We start from the raw sequence: 16,606 nt of genomic DNA, 5'->3' as shown, positions 1-16,606 counted from the left end.
CGACGATGAACGAGAACACCAAGAAGCTGCACACGGTCGAAGGCCGCGTCGTCAGCAACAAGATGGACAAGACCATCACCGTGCTCGTCGAGCGCCAGGTCAAGCACGCGCTGTACGGTAAGTACATCCGCCGCTCGACCAAGCTGCACGCGCATGACGCCGACAACGCCTGCAAGGAAGGCGATTTCGTGCGCATCGCCGAATGCGCGCCGATGTCGAAGACCAAGAACTGGCGCGTCGTCGAAATCTTGACGCGCGCGGCCGAGTAAGGAAGGAGAGACAGCCATGATCCAGATGCAGAGCTATCTCGACGCCGCCGACAACTCGGGCGCGAAGGAACTGATGTGCATCAAGGTGCTTGGAGGTTCCAAGCGTCGTTATGCCCACATCGGCGACATCATCAAGGTGACCGTCAAGGACGCGATCCCGCGCGGCAAGGTCAAGAAGGGCGACGTCTACGACGCCGTCGTGGTCCGTACCCGCAAGGGTGTGCGCCGCGCCGACGGTTCGCTGATCCGCTTCGACGGCAACGCCGCGGTGTTGCTCAACAACAAGCATGAGCCGATCGGCACGCGCATCTTCGGGCCCGTGACCCGCGAGCTGCGTTCCGAGAAGTTCATGAAGATCGTCTCGCTCGCGCCTGAAGTGCTCTGAGCAGGGGAAGCATATGAACCGTATCCGCAAGGGCGACCAGGTGGTCGTCATCTCCGGCAAGGACAAGGGCAAGCGCGGCGACGTCGTGCGCGTGGCCGGCGACAAGGTCGTCGTGTCCAACATCAACGTCGTCAAGCGCCACACCAAGCCGAACCCGCAGGCCGGCCAGGCCGGCGGCGTGATCGAGCGCGAAGCGCCGATCCATATTTCGAACGTCATGCTGTTCAACCCTGCCACCGGCAAGGGCGAGCGCATCGGCTTCAAGGTCCTGGAGGATGGACGCAAACTGCGTGTGTTCCGCTCCAGTGGTGAATCGATCGACGGCTGATAGGCCGTCCGAGGAAATGTCATGACCCGGCTTGAAAAGATTTACAAGGAAGACGTGGTGCCGAAGCTGATGAAGCAGTTCGGCTACACCAATCCGATGGAAGTGCCGAAGCTCGTCAAGATCACGCTCAACATGGGCGTGGGCGAAGCGGCGGCGAACAAGAAGATCCTCGAGAACGCGGTGGCCGACATGGCCAAGATCTCCGGCCAGAAGCCGTTGGTCACCAAGTCGCGCATCTCGGTGGCTTCGTTCAAGATTCGCGACGGCTGGCCGATCGGCTGCAAGGTCACCTTGCGCCGCGCCCGCATGTTCGAGTTCCTGGATCGCCTGATCAACATCTCGTTGCCGCGCGTCCGCGACTTCCGCGGTGTGTCGGCGCGTTCGTTCGACGGCCGTGGCAACTACAACATGGGCGTCAAGGAACAGATCATCTTCCCGGAGATCGATTTCGACCAGGTCGACGCCATGCGCGGCATGGACATCGCGATCACCACCTCGGCGAAGACCGATGCGGAGGCCAAGGCCCTGCTCGAAGCCTTCCGCTTCCCGTTCCGCAACTAAGGGCACGACACCATGGCCAAGACCTCGATGGTCAACCGCGAAGTCAAGCGCGCCAAGCTGGCGAAGCAGCATGGTGCCAAGCGTGAGGCGCTGAAGAAGATCATCTCCAGCACCACCGCTTCGTACGAAGAAAAGATGGAAGCCGTGGTCAAGCTGCAGAAGCTGCCGCGCGATTCCTCGGAAAGCCGCCAGCGCACGCGTTGCGCGATCACCGGCCGTCCGCGTGGCGTCTACCAGAAGTTCGGCCTCGCGCGGAACATGCTGCGCAAGGCCACGATGAACGGCGACGTCCCGGGTCTCCGCAAGGCGTCCTGGTAACAAAGTTCCAACAGAAGTATTCGCATTCCGCGGATATCGGTGCACTCAAAGGTAATTCTCAATGAGCATGACTGATCCCATCGCCGACATGCTGATCCGCATCAAGAATGCGGCCGCCGTCGGCAAGCCGGCTGTTTCCATGCCGTCGTCCAACATCAAGGTCGCGATCGCGAAGGTCCTCGAGGAAGAGGGCTACATCGCGTCGTCGCGCGTGACCAAGGACGGCGTCAAGTCGGTGCTCGAAATCGCGCTGAAGTACTACGAAGGCAAGCCCGTCATCGAGCGCCTCCAGCGCGTTTCGAAGTCCAGCCTCCGCCAGTACCGTGGCAAGGATGCGCTGCCCAAGGTCCTCGGTGGCCTCGGCGTCGCGATCATCTCCACCTCGAAGGGCATCATGACGGACTCGCAGGCGCGCCAGCAGGGCGTCGGCGGCGAAGTCCTGTGCATCGTGGCCTAAGGGAGTAACGACTATGTCGCGCGTCGCCAAGCAACCGATCGCCCTGGCCAAGGGCATCGAAATGAACATCCAGGCCGAGAACGTGACCGTCAAGGGCCCGAAGGGCACCCTGTCGATCGCCAAGCCGGCCGGCGTCGAAGTCAAGGTCGAAGACGGCAATGCGCTGCTCTCGGCCAACGACCCGTCGCTCGTCCCGATGGCCGGTACGCTCCGCGCCATCCTCGCCAACATGGTCAAGGGCGTCTCCGACGGCTTCGAGCGCAAGCTCGAGCTGGTGGGCGTCGGCTACCGTGCCGCCATGCAGGGCAAGGACCTGAACCTCTCGCTGGGTTTCTCGCACCCCGTGCTGTTCAAGGCCCCTGAAGGGATCACCATCACCACGCCGACGCAGACGGAGATCCTCGTCTCCGGCGCCGACAAGCAGCGCGTCGGCGAAGTGGCGGCGAAGATCCGCGGTTTCCGTCCGCCGGAACCGTACAAGGGCAAGGGCGTGAAGTACGCCGGCGAGAACATCATCCGCAAGGAAGCCAAGAAGGCCTAAGCGGCTTTCAGCTTTCGGAGACATACGCATGAACAAGAAACCCGCCCGCCTGCGCCGCGCCAAGTCGACGCGCGCGCACATCCGCGAACTCGGCGTGCCGCGCCTGTCGGTGCTGCGCACCGGCCAGCACCTGTACGCCCAGGTTTTCAGCGCCGACGGATCCAAGGTCCTGGCTTCGGCCTCGACCGTGCAGTCGGACATCAAGGAAGGCCTGAAGAACGGCAAGAACGCCGATGCCGCCGCCAAGGTCGGCAAGGTCATCGCCGAAAAGGCGAAGGCTGCCGGCGTCGAGAAGGTCGCGTTCGACCGCTCGGGCTACCGCTACCACGGCCGCATCAAGGCGCTCGCCGATGCAGCCCGCGAAGGCGGCTTGCAGTTCTAAGAACTTTTCAACCGTCGATACGGTCGGTATCGGACGCAGTCGGGAGTTCTCCCGGCTGCGGTGCACCCGCGACATACCAACAACTCCAAGCGGCACGAGCCGTAATCCCTTAACCAACGAGACAAGACAATGGCAGAACAACGTGAATCGCGGGGCCGCGATCGCAATCGCGACCGCGAAGAAGTCGATGACGGCATGATCGAGAAGCTGATCGCGGTCAACCGCGTCAGCAAGACGGTCAAGGGTGGTCGCCAGTTCACCTTCACCGCACTGACGGTGGTGGGCGACGGCAACGGCAAGGTCGGTTTCGGTTACGGCAAGGCGCGCGAAGTGCCGGTCGCGATCCAGAAGTCGATGGAATACGCGCGCAAGAGCTTCATCAACGTGGACCTCAACAACGGCACGTTGTGGCACGCCGTCAAGTCGGGCCACGGCGCCGCGCGCGTCTTCATGCAGCCTGCTTCGGAAGGTACCGGCGTGATCGCCGGCGGTGCGATGCGCGCCGTGCTCGAAGCGGTCGGCGTCAAGAACGTGCTGGCCAAGGCCGTCGGTTCGCGCAACCCGATCAACCTCGTGCGCGCCACGCTGCGCGGCCTGGGCGAAACGCATTCGCCGACCAAGATCGCAGCCAAGCGCGGCAAGAAGGTGGAGGACCTGCACCATGGCTAAGTCGCCCGCCAACACCGGCGGCACCGTCAAGGTGCGCCTCGTCAAGGGCCTTCGCGGCACGCAGGCGCGTCATCGCCTGTCGGTGCGCGCCCTCGGCCTCAACAAGCTCAACGATGTGCGCGAGCTGAAGGACAGCCCGCAGGTGCGTGGCCTGATCACGCAGCTGCACTACCTCGTTCGCGTGGAGGACTGATCTCATGCGTATGAATACCCTCAAGCCCGCCGACGGCGCCCGCAAGGACCGCGTCCGCGTCGGTCGCGGCATCGGTTCGGGCCTCGGCAAGACCGCTGGCCGCGGCCACAAGGGCTCGTTCGCCCGTAGCGGCAAGGGCAAGATCAAGGCCGGCTTCGAAGGCGGCCAGATGCCCATGCAGCGTCGCCTGCCGAAGATCGGTTTCCGCTCGCAGATCGCGAAGGAATCGGTCGAAGTGCTGCTGTACCAGCTGGACAAGCTGGACGCCGGCACGATCGACATCGCCGCGCTGCGCGCCGCCAAGCTCATTCCGCAGGCCGCCCGCAAGGTGAAGGTCGTGAAGAAGGGCGAAGTGACGAAGAAGTTCGTGCTGCAGGGCCTGACGGCCACGGCGGGCGCGAAGGCCGCGATCGAAGCGGCCGGCGGCCAGGTCGGGGAGTAAGCGACGCATGGCGCGAGGCCAAGCTGCGAATCTCGGTGGTGGGCTCGGTAAATTCACCGAGCTCCGCCAGCGCCTGTTGTTCGTGCTCGGCGCGTTGATCGTCTATCGCATCGGTTGCTACATCCCGGTGCCGGGCGTCAACCCGCAGGCGATGATCCAGCTCATGGAGTCGCAGAAGGGCACCATCGTGGACATGTTCAACATGTTCTCGGGCGGTGCGCTCCAGCACTTCAGCCTGTTCGCGTTGAACGTCGTGCCGTACATCTCGGCGTCGATCGTCGTCCAGCTGATGACGCAGATCCTCCCCAGCTGGAAGGCGATGTCGAAGGAAGGCGAGTCCGGTCGCCGCAAGATCACGCAGTACTCGCGCCTGGGCGCGGTGTTCCTCGCGATCGTGCAGGCCGGCTCCATCGCCTTCGCGCTGCAGCACCAGGTATCGGCCACCGGCATGCCGGTCGTCTACAACCCGGGTCCGGGGTTCGTGCTGACCGCCATCGTGTCGCTGACGGCAGGCACCATGTTCCTGATGTGGCTCGGCGAGCAGGTGACCGAGCGCGGCATCGGCAACGGCGTGTCGCTGATCATCTTCGCCGGCATCGTCTCCGGCCTGCCGGGCGCGGTGCTCACCACGTTCGAACAGGCGCGCAACGGCGACATCACCGCGTTGCAGGTGCTCGCCATCGCGATCATCGTGCTGGCCTTCACGTTCCTCGTCGTGTTCGTCGAGCGCGGGCAGCGCCGGGTCACGGTCAATTACGCGCGCCGTCAGGGTGGCGGTCGCAACGCGTACATGAACCAGACCTCGTTCCTGCCGCTGAAGCTCAACATGTCGGGCGTGATCCCGCCGATCTTCGCCTCGAGCCTGATCATGTTCCCGGCCACGGCCTCCACCTGGTTCGGCCAGGCGGGGCAGGCCACCTGGCTCCAGCGCGCGGCACAGTCGCTGGCCCCGGGCGAGCCGCTGCACATGATCCTGTTCGCCGCGCTGATCATCGGCTTCGCGTTCTTCTACACGGCGCTGGTCTTCAACTCGCAGGAAACGGCCGACAACCTCAAGAAGTCGGGCGCGCTGATCCCGGGCATCCGTCCCGGCAAGGCCACCGCGGACTACATCGACGGCGTGCTGACCCGCCTGACGGGCGCCGGCGCGATGTACCTGGTGCTGGTGTGCTTGCTTCCGGAAGTGATGCGCACGAAAATCGGCGCCTCGTTCTACTTCGGCGGCACCTCGCTGCTGATCGTCGTGGTGGTGGTGATGGACTTCATGGCGCAGATCCAGGCGCATCTGACGTCCCACCAGTACGAAAGCCTGCTGAAGAAGGCGAACCTCAAGGGTTCGCGCGGCCTGACCGGCCGTTGATCCAAACACCGCGGAGCCGGCTTGGCCGGTTCCGCACCCGGTCCCGGGTTTCGCCCGGGCCGTCAAGGGCGACTCGCGCGGCGGTCTCGTGCGCGGGTGGGTCCGGACCAGACCGCGCGCCGGAGTAGCGCGCGGGGCAGGGCACGGCGGGGTTCGCCGCTGTGTCCCGGCAGTCCGGATTCCGTCGCCGGAGCATGGGCACACTCCCCATGCCGGGTTCAGGGCCTTCGGGTCCGGGACTTCCAAGAACCACGAGACCACGCTAAACTTTCATGTTCCCTTCGCCGGGTCGAACACATCCGGCCGCCATCAAGTTTGGAGATCGCGTCATGGCGCGTATTGCGGGCGTCAACCTGCCTGCCCAGAAGCATGTCTGGGTCGGGCTGCAAAGCATCTACGGCATCGGCCGTACCCGTTCGAAGAAGGTCTGCACCGCTGCGGGCGTTGCTTCGAACACGAAGATCCGCGACCTGTCCGAACCGGAAGTCGAGCGCCTGCGCTCGGAAGTCGGCAAGTACGTGGTCGAAGGCGACCTGCGTCGTGAAGTCGGCATGGCCATCAAGCGTCTGATGGACCTGGCCTGCTATCGCGGCCTGCGTCACCGCCGTGGTCTCCCGCTGCGTGGCCAGCGCACCCGGACCAATGCACGCACCCGCAAGGGTCCGCGCAAGGCCATCAAGAAGTAAGGAACCCACACCATGGCCAAGCCGGCAGCTGCCGCAAAAACGAAGAAGAAGATCAAGCGCGTCGTCACCGACGGCGTCGCCCACGTCCACGCTTCGTTCAACAACACCATCGTCACGATCACCGACCGCCAGGGCAACGCGCTGTCGTGGGCGACTTCGGGCGGCGCGGGTTTCCGCGGCTCGCGCAAGTCCACCCCGTTCGCCGCCCAGGTCGCCGCCGAAAAGGCCGGCCGTGCTGCGCTCGACTACGGCGTCAAGTCGCTGGAAGTCCGCATCAAGGGCCCGGGTCCGGGTCGTGAAAGCGCCGTGCGTTCGTTGAACAACGTCGGCTACAAGATCACCAACATCATCGACGTGACGCCCATCCCGCACAACGGATGCCGTCCGCCGAAGAAGCGCCGCGTCTGAGGAGCTGAAGAACCATGGCTCGTTATATTGGTCCCACCTGTAAGCTCGCCCGTCGCGAAGGCGCCGACCTCGGCCTGAAGTCGCCGGCACGCGCGCTCGATTCCAAGTGCAAGCTGGAGCAGAAGCCCGGCCAGCACGGCGCCACCGCCCGCAAGGGCAAGCTGTCCGACTATGCGACCCAGCTGCGTGAAAAGCAGAAGGTCAAGCGCATCTACGGCCTGCTCGAGCGTCAATTCCGCAACTACTACAAGAAGGCGTCCACCAAGAAGGGCAACACGGGTGAAAACCTGCTGCAGCTCCTCGAGACGCGCCTGGACAACGTCGTCTACCGCATGGGCTTCGCCGTCACCCGCCCGGCCGCGCGCCAGCTGGTGTCGCACCGCGGCGTCACGGTCAACGGCAAGCCGGTGAACCTGCCGTCGTACGCCGTCAAGGCTGGCGACGCGATCGCGCTCTCCGAGCGCGCGCAGAAGCAGCTCCGCGTGCAGGAATCGGTCACCGTCGCGCAGCAGATGGATCTGTCGCCGGCGTGGGTCGAAGTCGACGCGAAGAAGTTCGCCGGCGTGTTCAAGGCCGTGCCGGACCGTGCGGAACTGCCGGCCGACATCAACGAAGCGCTGATCGTCGAGTTGTATTCGAAGTAACGGTTCGCGAGACATCAGGCATGCGGCCAGACGTGGCCGCGTGCCGCCCTATTGGAGACGTTACAACATGACGGTTACCGCAAACCAAGTCTTGCGCCCCCGCGGTCCGCAGATCGAGCGGATCGCCGAAAACCGCGCCAAGGTCGTGATCGAACCGCTGGAACGCGGCTACGGCCACACGCTCGGCAACGCGCTGCGTCGCGTGCTGCTCTCCTCGATCCCCGGCTTCGCCATCACGGAAGTCGAGATCGACGGCGTGCTGCACGAGTACACCACGGTCGAAGGCCTGCAGGAAGACGTGCTCGAGGTGCTGTTGAACCTCAAGGACGTCGCGATCCGCATGCACACCGGCGATTCGGCCACGCTCAACCTTGCCAAGCAGGGTCCGGGCGTCGTCACCGCCGGCGATATCCGCACGGACCACAACGTCGAGATCCTCAATCCGGCGCACGTCGTCGCGCACCTCACGAAGGACACGGCGCTCAACATGCGCCTGAAGATCGAGCGTGGTTTCGGCTACCAGCCGGCCGCCGCGCGTCGTCGTCCGGATGAAGAGACCCGCGCGATCGGCCGCCTGATGCTGGATGCGTCGTTCTCGCCGGTCCGCCGCGTCGCCTACGCGGTGGAAGCCGCGCGCGTCGAACAGCGCACCGACCTGGACAAGCTGGTCCTGGACATCGAAACCAACGGCACGATCGACGCCGAGGAAGCCGTGCGCACCGCCGCCGACATCCTCAGCGACCAGCTGTCGGTGTTCGGCGATTTCACCCACCGCGACCGCGGTGCGGCGAAGCCGCAGGCGAGCGGCGTGGATCCGGTGCTCCTGCGCCCGATCGACGACCTCGAGCTGACGGTGCGTTCGGCCAACTGCCTCAAGGCCGAGAGCATCTACTACATCGGCGACCTGATCCAGAAGACGGAAGTCGAGCTGCTCAAGACCCCGAACCTCGGCAAGAAGTCGCTCACCGAGATCAAGGAAGTCCTCGCGCAGCGTGGCCTGTCGCTCGGCATGAAGCTCGAGAACTGGCCGCCGGCGGGCATCGCCTCGCACGGCATGATGGGCTAAGCAATATCGGTGCCTGCGCGGTTCGCCGCGCAGGCACTCGTTGCAAGGCAAGCAACACAACCGACGCGGCCCGAGCCGCGCGGACGCCGCCCACGGAGGGTCGGCCAGGGCCAACGCAGTCCAAGTTCCAACGCCAGGATGGCGACAGCGAAATCCAACGACACAAGATTCCAAAGGAAACCAACCCATGCGCCACAAGAAAGCCGGACGCAAGTTCAGCCGCACCAGCGCCCATCGCGATGCGATGTTCAGCAACATGGCGGCCTCGCTGTTCAAGCACGAATTGATCCGCACCACGCTCCCGAAGGCGAAAGAACTTCGCCGCGTCGCGGAACCGCTCATCACGCTGTCGAAGGTCGACGGCGTCGCCAATCGCCGCCTTGCGTTCGCGCGCCTGCGCGACAAGGAAGCGGTGGGCAACCTCTTCACCATCCTCGGCCCGCGCTACGCGGCCCGTCCGGGCGGCTACCTGCGCATCCTCAAGTGCGGCTTCCGCGCCGGCGACAACGCGCCGATGGCGTACGTCGAACTGGTCGATCGCCCCGAGGCGGCCACCGAGTAATCGGTTCGCCCGAAGCACTCCGAGAATCCCCGGCCTCGCGCCGGGGTTTCTTTTTTGCGCGCCGGCGACGCGCGCCACTTCCCATCCGTCGCAAGCTCAGCCACGCTTGGCGGATGAACGATGCCGCCGCCGCTTCCGCCTTCCGCCTCCGCTTCCTGATCGGGTTCGTCGCATGCGCGGCGCTGATCGGGTTCGCGCTGTTTTCGCAAAGCCACTGGCACCTCAACCCGTGCCCGCTCTGTATCTTCCAACGGATCGCCTTCGCGGTGCTCGGGCTCGCATTCCTCGTCGGCGGCTTGATCGCGCCGCGCGGCGCGACGGGCCGTCGCATCCTGGGCGTCATCGCGCTGATCCCCGCGCTGGCCGGCATCGGCATCGCAGGCCGCCACGTGTGGCTGACGCACCTCCCGCCGGACCAGGTGCCCTCCTGCGGCCCGCCGCTGGATTTCATGATGGAAGCCAGTCCGCTGGCCGACGTCGTGCGCCAGGTGCTCACCGGCTCGGGCGAATGCGCGAAGGTCGACTGGCACTTCCTTGGCCTGTCGATGCCGGCGTGGGCGTTGTCGTGGTTCATCGTGCTCACGATCCTGATCGCGATGAGCGCGTTCCGCCGCCGCTGAATGGTGCAGATTGCCGGTTGCGGGCACTCCGCCGCCGGCCCATGATGCGACGACGCACTGCAACATTCCGGCGTCTTCCCATGGCAAATCCCGACCGCACCCTGCATCCCGTGAACCTCCCCGCCGACTGGGCGCCCGACACCTGGCGCACGCATCCGGCCACGCAGATGCCCGTGTATCCCGACGCGGCCGCGTTGCAGGAAGCGCTGCGCGAACTGCGCGCGCTGCCGCCGCTGGTCACCTCGTGGGAAATCATCGCGCTCAAGCAGCACCTGGCTGAAGCGCAGGAAGGCAAGCGCTTCCTCCTGCAGGGCGGCGACTGCGCGGAGAGCTTCGCCGAATGCAGCTCCGACGTGATTTCCAACCGTCTCAAGGTGCTGCTGCAGATGAGCCTCGTGCTCGTCCACGGACTGCGCCTGCCGGTGGTGCGCGTCGGCCGCTTCGCGGGCCAGTACGCAAAGCCGCGCTCGACCGACGATGAAACCCGCAACGGCGTGACACTGCCGAGCTACCGCGGCGACATCGTCAACGCGCCGGGCTTCACCGCCGAAGAGCGCACGCCCGACCCGCGCCGCATGATCAAGGCGCACGCGCGTTCGGCGATGACGATGAATTTCGTGCGCGCGCTGATCGATGGCGGCTTCGCCGACCTCCACCATCCCGAATACTGGGACCTGCGCTGGGTCGGCCACTCGCCGCTCGCCGACGAATACCACCGCATGGTCGCCAGCATCGGCGATGCCGTGCGTTTCATGGAAACGCTGTCCGGTTCTCAGGTGCACAACCTCAATCGCGTCGACTTCTACACCGCGCACGAAGCCCTGCTGCTGCCGTACGAGGAAGCGCAGACGCGCCAGGTGCCGCGCCAGTGGGGCTGGTTCAACCTCAGCACGCATTTCCCGTGGATCGGCATGCGGACGGCCGCGCTGGACGGCGCACACGTCGAATACTTCCGCGGCATCCGCAACCCGGTCGCGGTCAAGATCGGTCCGAGCACGACGCCCGATGCGCTGATGAAGCTCATCGACGTGCTCAACCCGGAAGACGAGCCCGGCCGCCTCACGCTCGTGCACCGCATGGGCGCCACGCAGATCGGCAGCAAGCTGCCCGCGCTGCTCGACGTCGTGCGCCGCGAAGGCCGCCGCGTGCTGTGGGTATGCGACCCGATGCACGGCAACACCGAAAGCACGGCGAACGGTTACAAGACGCGCCGCTTCGGCAACATCCGCAACGAGCTCGAGCAGGCGTACGAATTGCACGCCGTCGCCGGCACGCGCCTGGGCGGCGTGCATCTCGAACTCACGGGCGAGGACGTCACCGAATGTCTGGGCGGCGCACGCGAACTGACGGAGAACGATCTCGCGCGTGCGTATCGTTCGACGGTCGACCCGCGCCTGAACTACGAACAGGCGCTGGAAACCGCGATGCTGATCGTGCGCAAGCAGGCGCAGTTGATGCAGCCGGTGCAGGCGTGAGGCCTTTCGTCATGCCCGCGAAGGCGGGCATCCAGGCCGCCGTTGCGTCCTGTGTCTTCTTCGCAGCCAACGCCTTCGCCGCCAACCCGACGATCGAAACGCAAAGCAGCGGCGTCACCGTGCGCCTGCGCGGCATCTCCGCCATTGATGAAAACACCGCATGGGCGAGCGGCCGCGAAGGCACCGTGCTGCGCACGCTCGACGGCGGCCAGACCTGGGTCAACGTGTCGGTTCCCGACGCGAAGGCGCTCGACTTCCGCGACGTCGAAGGCTTCGATGCGAGCACCGCGGTCGTGCTGAGCATCGGCCCCGGCGAACAATCGCGCGTATATCGCACGCAGGACGGCGGCAGGTCGTGGACGCTCGCGCTGAAGAACGATGACGAGCGCGCGTTCTTCGATTGCATGGTGTTCAAGGGGAATACGGGTTGGATGCTGGGTGATCCGGTCGACGGGCGTTACCAGATCCGCGAGACGCAGGATGGTGGCCGCACCTGGACGCTTTGGAAGAACGGCCCCGAAGCGATGAAAGACGAAGCGGCATTCGCCGCAAGCGGAACCTGCATCGCGCACACGGCCAGCGGACAGTTGGTCGCGGTGGGTGGCGGCGCCGCCGCACGCGTCCACCATTTCATGTACGGCGAGATCTGGTCGGCGGATGAAACGCGGATGCAGCATCGCATTCCCGCCGCCGGCATTTTTTCGATCGCCACCATCGGCGACGACGCGCTCCTGGTCGGTGGCGATTTCGAGAACGAAACGCAGGGCAGTGCGGCGTGGATGTGGTTCGGTCGGAAGCAGACGTCGATGGACCCGCTTCCGCCGCCGCGCGGTTATCGCTCGGGCGCCGCGTGCTTCTCCAAATCGCTTTGCATCGCCGTCGGCCCAACCGGCGTCGATGCGCTCGATTCTCCCGCCGAGGGGACGCCCACGTGGCGCCCCTTGTCCGATGTCGGCTACGACGCCATCGACCGCGCCGGCATGACCGCGTGGGCGAGCGGCGACAAGGGCCGCATCGCGAAGATCACTTTCGCGTCGAAGGCGCCGCAGGCGGCGGCAGCGCCGACGTCGACGCGGTAGCCGGCTCGGCCGACGTCCACACCGGCATCGTGCTGGCCGTCGGCGACGGCAGCGCCGTCTTGCCGAGCCTCACCGTCGGCGCGAACGTCGGCGCACGCCGCAACTTGCTGCGCTGCTCGTACGCGTAACCGACCGACAACAACTTCGCTTCGCTCCACGCCGGACCGACGAACACCACGCCGATCGGCAAGCCGTGGCTTTCGCCCATCGGCACGGTGAGACTGGGATAACCGGCGACCGCGGCCGCGCCGTAACCGGCGCCGACGAAATGATCGCCGAGTACCAGGTCGGTCGGCCACGCGGGCGACATGGCCGGCGCGATCAGCACGTCGACGTTGGCGGCCTGCATCGCCGCATCGATGCCTTCGGGACCGGCGAGGCGGCGCGCCTTCGCCTTCGCTTCGAGATACGCAGGATCGCCGAGCGGCCCCTTCGCATTCGCCTTCTCGAAGATCTCCTGACCGAAGTAGGGCATCTCCTTGTCGGCGTTCTGGCTGTTGAACACCATCAATTGCGAGAGCGTCTTCGGGCCGGCGTCGTGCTTTTGCAGGTAGTTCTCCACGCCCGCCTTGAATTCGAACAGGAGCACTTCGAATTCCGCTTCGTCCCACTTGCCGCGCGTCGGGATGTCCGCATCGACGACGGTGGCGCCCGCCGACTTCAGCGTTGCGACCACGCGTTCCATCGCCGCGTCGACATCCGGATGCCAGCCCATGTCCTTGCGCAGGATTCCGATGCGCAGGCCTTGCAGCGCGTTCGCGTCGAGGCGCTTTTCGTAATCGAACACCGCCTTGCCGACGCTGTTGCCCGTCGCCGCGTCGCCATCGTCGCGCCCGACCATCGCCGACAACATCGCAGCCGCGTCGCTCACCGTGCGCGTCATCGGGCCGGCGGTGTCCTGCGTGGCGGAGATCGGGATGATGCCGTCGCGGCTCACCAGGCCGACGGTCGGCTTCAATCCGACCAGGCCCGCGACCGACGCCGGGCAGATGATGCTGCCGTCGGTTTCCGTGCCGACGCCGACGACCGCGAGATTCGCCGCGATCGCTGTCCCCGTGCCGGAGCTCGAGCCGCACGGATTGCGATCGAGCGCATACGGGTTCTTCGTTTGCCCGCCGCGGCCGCTCCAGCCGGAGGTCGATCGCGTCGAACGGAAGTTCGCCCATTCGCTGAGGTTGGTCTTGCCGAGGATGACCGCACCGGCCGCGCGCAGGCGTTGCACGAGGAACGCATCGCGCGCGGGCTTGTTGTTCGCCAGTGCGAGCGAGCCGCCGGAGTTTACCATCGGCACCGCGTCGATGTTGTCCTTCAACAACACGGGAATGCCGTGCATCGGACCGCGCAACGTGCCGGCCTTGCGTTCGGCGTCGAGCGCGTCGGCTTCCGCAAGCGCCTTCGGATTGAGTTCGATCACTGCGTTGAGCGTCGGACCCGCCTTGTCGATCGCCGCAATGCGGTCGAGGTAGGCCTGCGTGAGTGCGTGGCTGGTCAGACCGCCCCCGGCCATGCGTTGCTGCAGGCCCGCGATGTCGGCCTCGTCGTAGGCGAAGGCTGGAACCTCCGATGCGGACGGCGCACCGGGCTTCGCAGGCGCGGGCGCCGTCTTCGGTGCGGCCGCATCCCGTGGCTGGCAGCCCGTGGCCGCGAGGAGGGCGAGGGCGAGCAAGGCAAGGCGCATGGCAAGGTCCCCTGGGCGGCGGCGTGCCGCGAAGGCGGAGCATCGCGCGGCGGCCGTGCGGCCGCAACTCATGGGGCGGCAGTGGACGCGCTTACTTCCGGCGCTTCAACAAGTCGCGCGCCAGCACCCAGACGACCAGCACGTTGATCGCCAGCACCGCGACCGACACCCAGCCGGGATGGCGGATCAATGCGTAGATGTCGAACGGGAGATAGATCGCCGCGGCCAGGCAGCCGAGCAGCGAGGCCCATGCCTTGTCGCGCCACAGGCCCCACGCTTCGATGAGGTGCAACACCGCGTACACGGCCACCGCGGCCGCGGCGAGATGCACGGAGTCGGGGTTGATCGCGTTGGCGAGCCATGCCATCGCGCCGTGGTCGGGTTCGAGCTGGAAGCGCGCGATCAGCTCATGCACCCAGCGCTTGAGGGGAATCGGGCCGATCAGTTCCAGCCCGCTCGCGGCGGAAAGCGCGAGCAACCCCTTGATGCCTTCGATGATCGCGATCGCCCGCAGGCCCGGATGGGCCCGCGGGTCGTGCACGTAGTCGTTCGTCGTCGAGCGCTTCGCGTCCACGCGTTGCGCCGGATCGGACATCACGCAGCGCGCGAGGCGCGCTTGCGATCGGTCTCGCTGCGGAACTTCTTGCGCAGGCGGATCGCCTTCGGCGTGATCTCGACGAGTTCGTCGTCGTCGATGAACTCCAGCGCCTGCTCCAGCGAGAACTTGATCGCCGGGATCAGCCCTTCGTCGTCGTCCTTGCCCGACGCGCGGAAGTTGGTGAGCTGCTTGCCGCGCAGCGCGTTGACCGTGAGGTCGTTGTCCTTCGAATGGATGCCGACGATCTGGCCTTCGTAGATCTCCTCGCCCGGCTCGATGAACAAGCGGCCGCGTTCCTGCATCGCCATCTGCGCGTAGGCAGGCGACGGGCCGGTGCCGTTGGAAATCAGCACGCCGTTCTGGCGCTGGCCGATCTGGCCTTCCGCCTTCGGGCCGTAATGGTCGAAGACGTGGAAGAGCATGCCGGTGCCGGCGGTGAGCGTGCGGAACTCGGTCTGGAAACCGATCAGCCCGCGCGCGGGGATGAGGTAGTCCAGGCGCACGCGGCCCTTGCCGTCGGGTTCCATGTTCTGCAGCAGCGCCTTTCGCTCGCCGAGGCGACCCATCACGCCGCCCTGGAATTGCTCTTCCATGTCGACGACGAGGGCTTCGAACGGCTCGGATACCACGCCGTCGATTTCCTTGATGATCACTTCCGGACGCGACACCGCGAGCTCGTAGCCTTCGCGGCGCATGTTCTCGATCAGGATCGACAGGTGCAGTTCGCCGCGGCCGCTGACCTTGAACTTGTCGGCGTCGCCCGTGTCCTCGACCTTCAGCGCGACGTTGTGCTGCGTTTCGCGCGTGAGGCGATCGCGCAGCTGGCGCGAGGTGAGGAACTTGCCGCCGCTGCGGTCCTTGACGCCCGCGAACGGCGAGTCGTTGACCTGGAAGGTCATCGAGATCGTCGGTTCGTCGACGGTGAGCACCGGGAGTTGTTCGACGGCGGTCGGATCGCACAGCGTGTCCGAAATGCCCAGGTTCTCGATGCCGGAGAACGCAATGATGTCGCCGGCCTGCGCTTCGCCGACTTCCACGCGCTCCAGGCCCATGAAGCCGAGCACCTGCACGACCTTGCCGTTGCGCGTCTTGCCTTCGCGGTCGATGACCGTGACCTGCTGGTTGGTCTTGACCTTGCCGCGCTGGATGCGGCCGACGCCGATGATGCCGACGTAGCTGTTGTAGTCCAGCGAGGTCACGCGCATCTGGAACGGACCTTCCGGGTCGACCGGCGGGGCGGGCACGTGCTCGCAGATCGCTTCGAACAGCGGCGTCATGTCGCCGTCGCGCACGCTTTCGTCCATGCCGGCGTAGCCCTGCAGGCCCGAGGCGTAGACGGTGGTGAAGTCGAGCTGGTCGTCGGTCGCACCGAGGCGGTCGAACAGGTCGAAGGTCTGGTCGAGCACCCAGCTGGCGCGCGCGCCGGGGCGGTCGACCTTGTTGACGACGACGATCGGCTTGAAGCCCATCGCGAACGCCTTCTGCGTCACGAAGCGCGTCTGCGGCATCGGGCCGTCCATCGCGTCGACGAGGATAAGCACGGAGTCGACCATCGACAGCACGCGTTCCACTTCGCCGCCGAAGTCGGCGTGCCCGGGGGTGTCGACGATGTTGATGCGCCAGACTTCGTTGGTCTTCGGATTCGTCCAGCGGATCGCGGTGTTCTTCGAGAGGATCGTGATGCCACGTTCCTTTTCGAGATCGTTGCTGTCCATGACGCGGTCCGGGACCACGGCGCGCTCGTTGAGGGTGCCGGACTGCTTGAGCAGCTGGTCGACGAGGGTGGTCTTGCCATGGTCGACGTGGGCGACGATGGCGATGTTGCGGAGGCGTTCGACGGAAGCGGACATGATGAATGCGCGCCGGTGAGGGCGCTGGGGCTGCT

Annotated in this window: 23 protein-coding genes; 20 read left to right on the top strand and 3 right to left on the bottom strand. The window is 65.9% G+C overall.

The window, feature by feature from the left end:
• The first annotated feature begins 5 nt into the window (after positions 1–5).
• From rpsQ to LF41_RS06675, 20 genes are all read left to right on the top strand, one after another.
• Positions 6–269, top strand: a complete 264-nt coding sequence (gene rpsQ / locus LF41_RS06770) for a 30S ribosomal protein S17 (RefSeq protein ID WP_036167740.1) — start codon at positions 6–8, stop codon at positions 267–269.
• Between the two features lie 16 nt (positions 270–285).
• On the top strand, positions 286–654 hold the full coding sequence (gene rplN / locus LF41_RS06765) for a 50S ribosomal protein L14 (protein ID WP_036167737.1): 369 nt from the start codon (positions 286–288) through the stop codon (positions 652–654).
• A 13-nt stretch (positions 655–667) separates the two neighbouring features.
• Positions 668–982: a 50S ribosomal protein L24 gene (rplX, locus tag LF41_RS06760; protein ID WP_036167734.1), complete on the top strand. Its 315-nt coding sequence runs from the start codon at positions 668–670 to the stop codon at positions 980–982.
• Between the two features lie 21 nt (positions 983–1,003).
• A complete protein-coding gene (gene rplE, locus LF41_RS06755; RefSeq protein WP_036167732.1) occupies positions 1,004–1,543 on the top strand; it encodes a 50S ribosomal protein L5 in 540 nt (179 codons plus the stop codon).
• Positions 1,544–1,555: 12 nt separating this feature from the next.
• Positions 1,556–1,861, top strand: a complete 306-nt coding sequence (gene rpsN, locus LF41_RS06750; RefSeq protein ID WP_036167730.1) for a 30S ribosomal protein S14 — start codon at positions 1,556–1,558, stop codon at positions 1,859–1,861.
• Positions 1,862–1,922: 61 nt separating this feature from the next.
• Positions 1,923–2,318 (top strand): 30S ribosomal protein S8, encoded by a 396-nt coding sequence (gene rpsH / locus LF41_RS06745; RefSeq protein WP_036167728.1) that lies wholly within the window; start codon positions 1,923–1,925, stop codon positions 2,316–2,318.
• Positions 2,319–2,331: 13 nt separating this feature from the next.
• Positions 2,332–2,859 carry a 50S ribosomal protein L6 gene (rplF, locus tag LF41_RS06740; protein ID WP_036167727.1) on the top strand — a complete coding sequence of 176 codons (528 nt, stop codon included), beginning with the start codon at positions 2,332–2,334 and terminating at the stop codon, positions 2,857–2,859.
• A 28-nt stretch (positions 2,860–2,887) separates the two neighbouring features.
• A complete protein-coding gene (gene rplR / locus LF41_RS06735; RefSeq protein ID WP_036167725.1) occupies positions 2,888–3,241 on the top strand; it encodes a 50S ribosomal protein L18 in 354 nt (117 codons plus the stop codon).
• A 129-nt stretch (positions 3,242–3,370) separates the two neighbouring features.
• Complete coding sequence (rpsE, locus tag LF41_RS06730) at positions 3,371–3,910, top strand: 30S ribosomal protein S5 (RefSeq protein WP_036167723.1); 540 nt, start codon at positions 3,371–3,373, stop codon at positions 3,908–3,910.
• Positions 3,903–4,103, top strand: a complete 201-nt coding sequence (gene rpmD, locus LF41_RS06725; protein WP_036167722.1) for a 50S ribosomal protein L30 — start codon at positions 3,903–3,905, stop codon at positions 4,101–4,103. The genes rpsE and rpmD overlap by 8 nt, the downstream gene beginning before the upstream one ends.
• Positions 4,104–4,107: 4 nt before the next feature.
• On the top strand, positions 4,108–4,545 hold the full coding sequence (gene rplO / locus LF41_RS06720) for a 50S ribosomal protein L15 (RefSeq protein WP_036167721.1): 438 nt from the start codon (positions 4,108–4,110) through the stop codon (positions 4,543–4,545).
• Positions 4,546–4,552: 7 nt separating this feature from the next.
• Positions 4,553–5,905 (top strand): preprotein translocase subunit SecY, encoded by a 1,353-nt coding sequence (gene secY, locus LF41_RS06715; protein ID WP_036167718.1) that lies wholly within the window; start codon positions 4,553–4,555, stop codon positions 5,903–5,905.
• Between the two features lie 329 nt (positions 5,906–6,234).
• Positions 6,235–6,591, top strand: a complete 357-nt coding sequence (rpsM, locus tag LF41_RS06710; RefSeq protein WP_036167716.1) for a 30S ribosomal protein S13 — start codon at positions 6,235–6,237, stop codon at positions 6,589–6,591.
• Between the two features lie 12 nt (positions 6,592–6,603).
• On the top strand, positions 6,604–6,999 hold the full coding sequence (gene rpsK / locus LF41_RS06705; RefSeq protein ID WP_036167714.1) for a 30S ribosomal protein S11: 396 nt from the start codon (positions 6,604–6,606) through the stop codon (positions 6,997–6,999).
• 14 nt (positions 7,000–7,013) lie between these two features.
• Positions 7,014–7,643 (top strand): 30S ribosomal protein S4, encoded by a 630-nt coding sequence (gene rpsD, locus LF41_RS06700; protein ID WP_036167712.1) that lies wholly within the window; start codon positions 7,014–7,016, stop codon positions 7,641–7,643.
• A 67-nt stretch (positions 7,644–7,710) separates the two neighbouring features.
• The gene (locus LF41_RS06695) at positions 7,711–8,709 is read left to right on the top strand and encodes a DNA-directed RNA polymerase subunit alpha (RefSeq protein WP_036167710.1); all 999 of its coding nucleotides are present in this window, start codon (positions 7,711–7,713) and stop codon (positions 8,707–8,709) included.
• Between the two features lie 187 nt (positions 8,710–8,896).
• Positions 8,897–9,271 carry a 50S ribosomal protein L17 gene (rplQ, locus tag LF41_RS06690; RefSeq protein WP_036167708.1) on the top strand — a complete coding sequence of 125 codons (375 nt, stop codon included), beginning with the start codon at positions 8,897–8,899 and terminating at the stop codon, positions 9,269–9,271.
• Positions 9,272–9,384: 113 nt separating this feature from the next.
• Complete coding sequence (locus tag LF41_RS06685; RefSeq protein ID WP_036167707.1) at positions 9,385–9,891, top strand: disulfide bond formation protein B; 507 nt, start codon at positions 9,385–9,387, stop codon at positions 9,889–9,891.
• 80 nt (positions 9,892–9,971) lie between these two features.
• Positions 9,972–11,366 (top strand): class II 3-deoxy-7-phosphoheptulonate synthase, encoded by a 1,395-nt coding sequence (locus LF41_RS06680; RefSeq protein WP_036167705.1) that lies wholly within the window; start codon positions 9,972–9,974, stop codon positions 11,364–11,366.
• An 11-nt stretch (positions 11,367–11,377) separates the two neighbouring features.
• A complete protein-coding gene (locus LF41_RS06675; protein WP_052116210.1) occupies positions 11,378–12,445 on the top strand; it encodes a WD40/YVTN/BNR-like repeat-containing protein in 1,068 nt (355 codons plus the stop codon).
• Here LF41_RS06675 and LF41_RS06670 read toward each other — a convergent pair.
• The 3 genes from LF41_RS06670 to typA form a co-directional block, all read right to left on the bottom strand.
• On the bottom strand, positions 12,390–14,123 hold the full coding sequence (locus tag LF41_RS06670; protein ID WP_036167703.1) for an amidase: 1,734 nt from the start codon (positions 14,121–14,123) through the stop codon (positions 12,390–12,392). The genes LF41_RS06675 and LF41_RS06670 overlap by 56 nt on opposite strands.
• Positions 14,124–14,214: 91 nt before the next feature.
• Positions 14,215–14,697: a DUF2127 domain-containing protein gene (locus LF41_RS06665; RefSeq protein ID WP_237577673.1), complete on the bottom strand. Its 483-nt coding sequence runs from the start codon at positions 14,695–14,697 to the stop codon at positions 14,215–14,217.
• 20 nt (positions 14,698–14,717) lie between these two features.
• Positions 14,718–16,571 carry a translational GTPase TypA gene (gene typA, locus LF41_RS06660; RefSeq protein WP_036167700.1) on the bottom strand — a complete coding sequence of 618 codons (1,854 nt, stop codon included), beginning with the start codon at positions 16,569–16,571 and terminating at the stop codon, positions 14,718–14,720.
• Between the last annotated feature and the right edge of the window lie 35 nt (positions 16,572–16,606).

The sequence above is a fragment of the Lysobacter dokdonensis DS-58 genome, from assembly GCF_000770795.1.
Taxonomy (GTDB): Bacteria; Pseudomonadota; Gammaproteobacteria; order Xanthomonadales; family Xanthomonadaceae; genus Noviluteimonas; species Noviluteimonas dokdonensis.
Note: the sequence above shows the minus strand (reverse complement) of the source record. Positions and strands in the feature narration are given on the sequence as shown.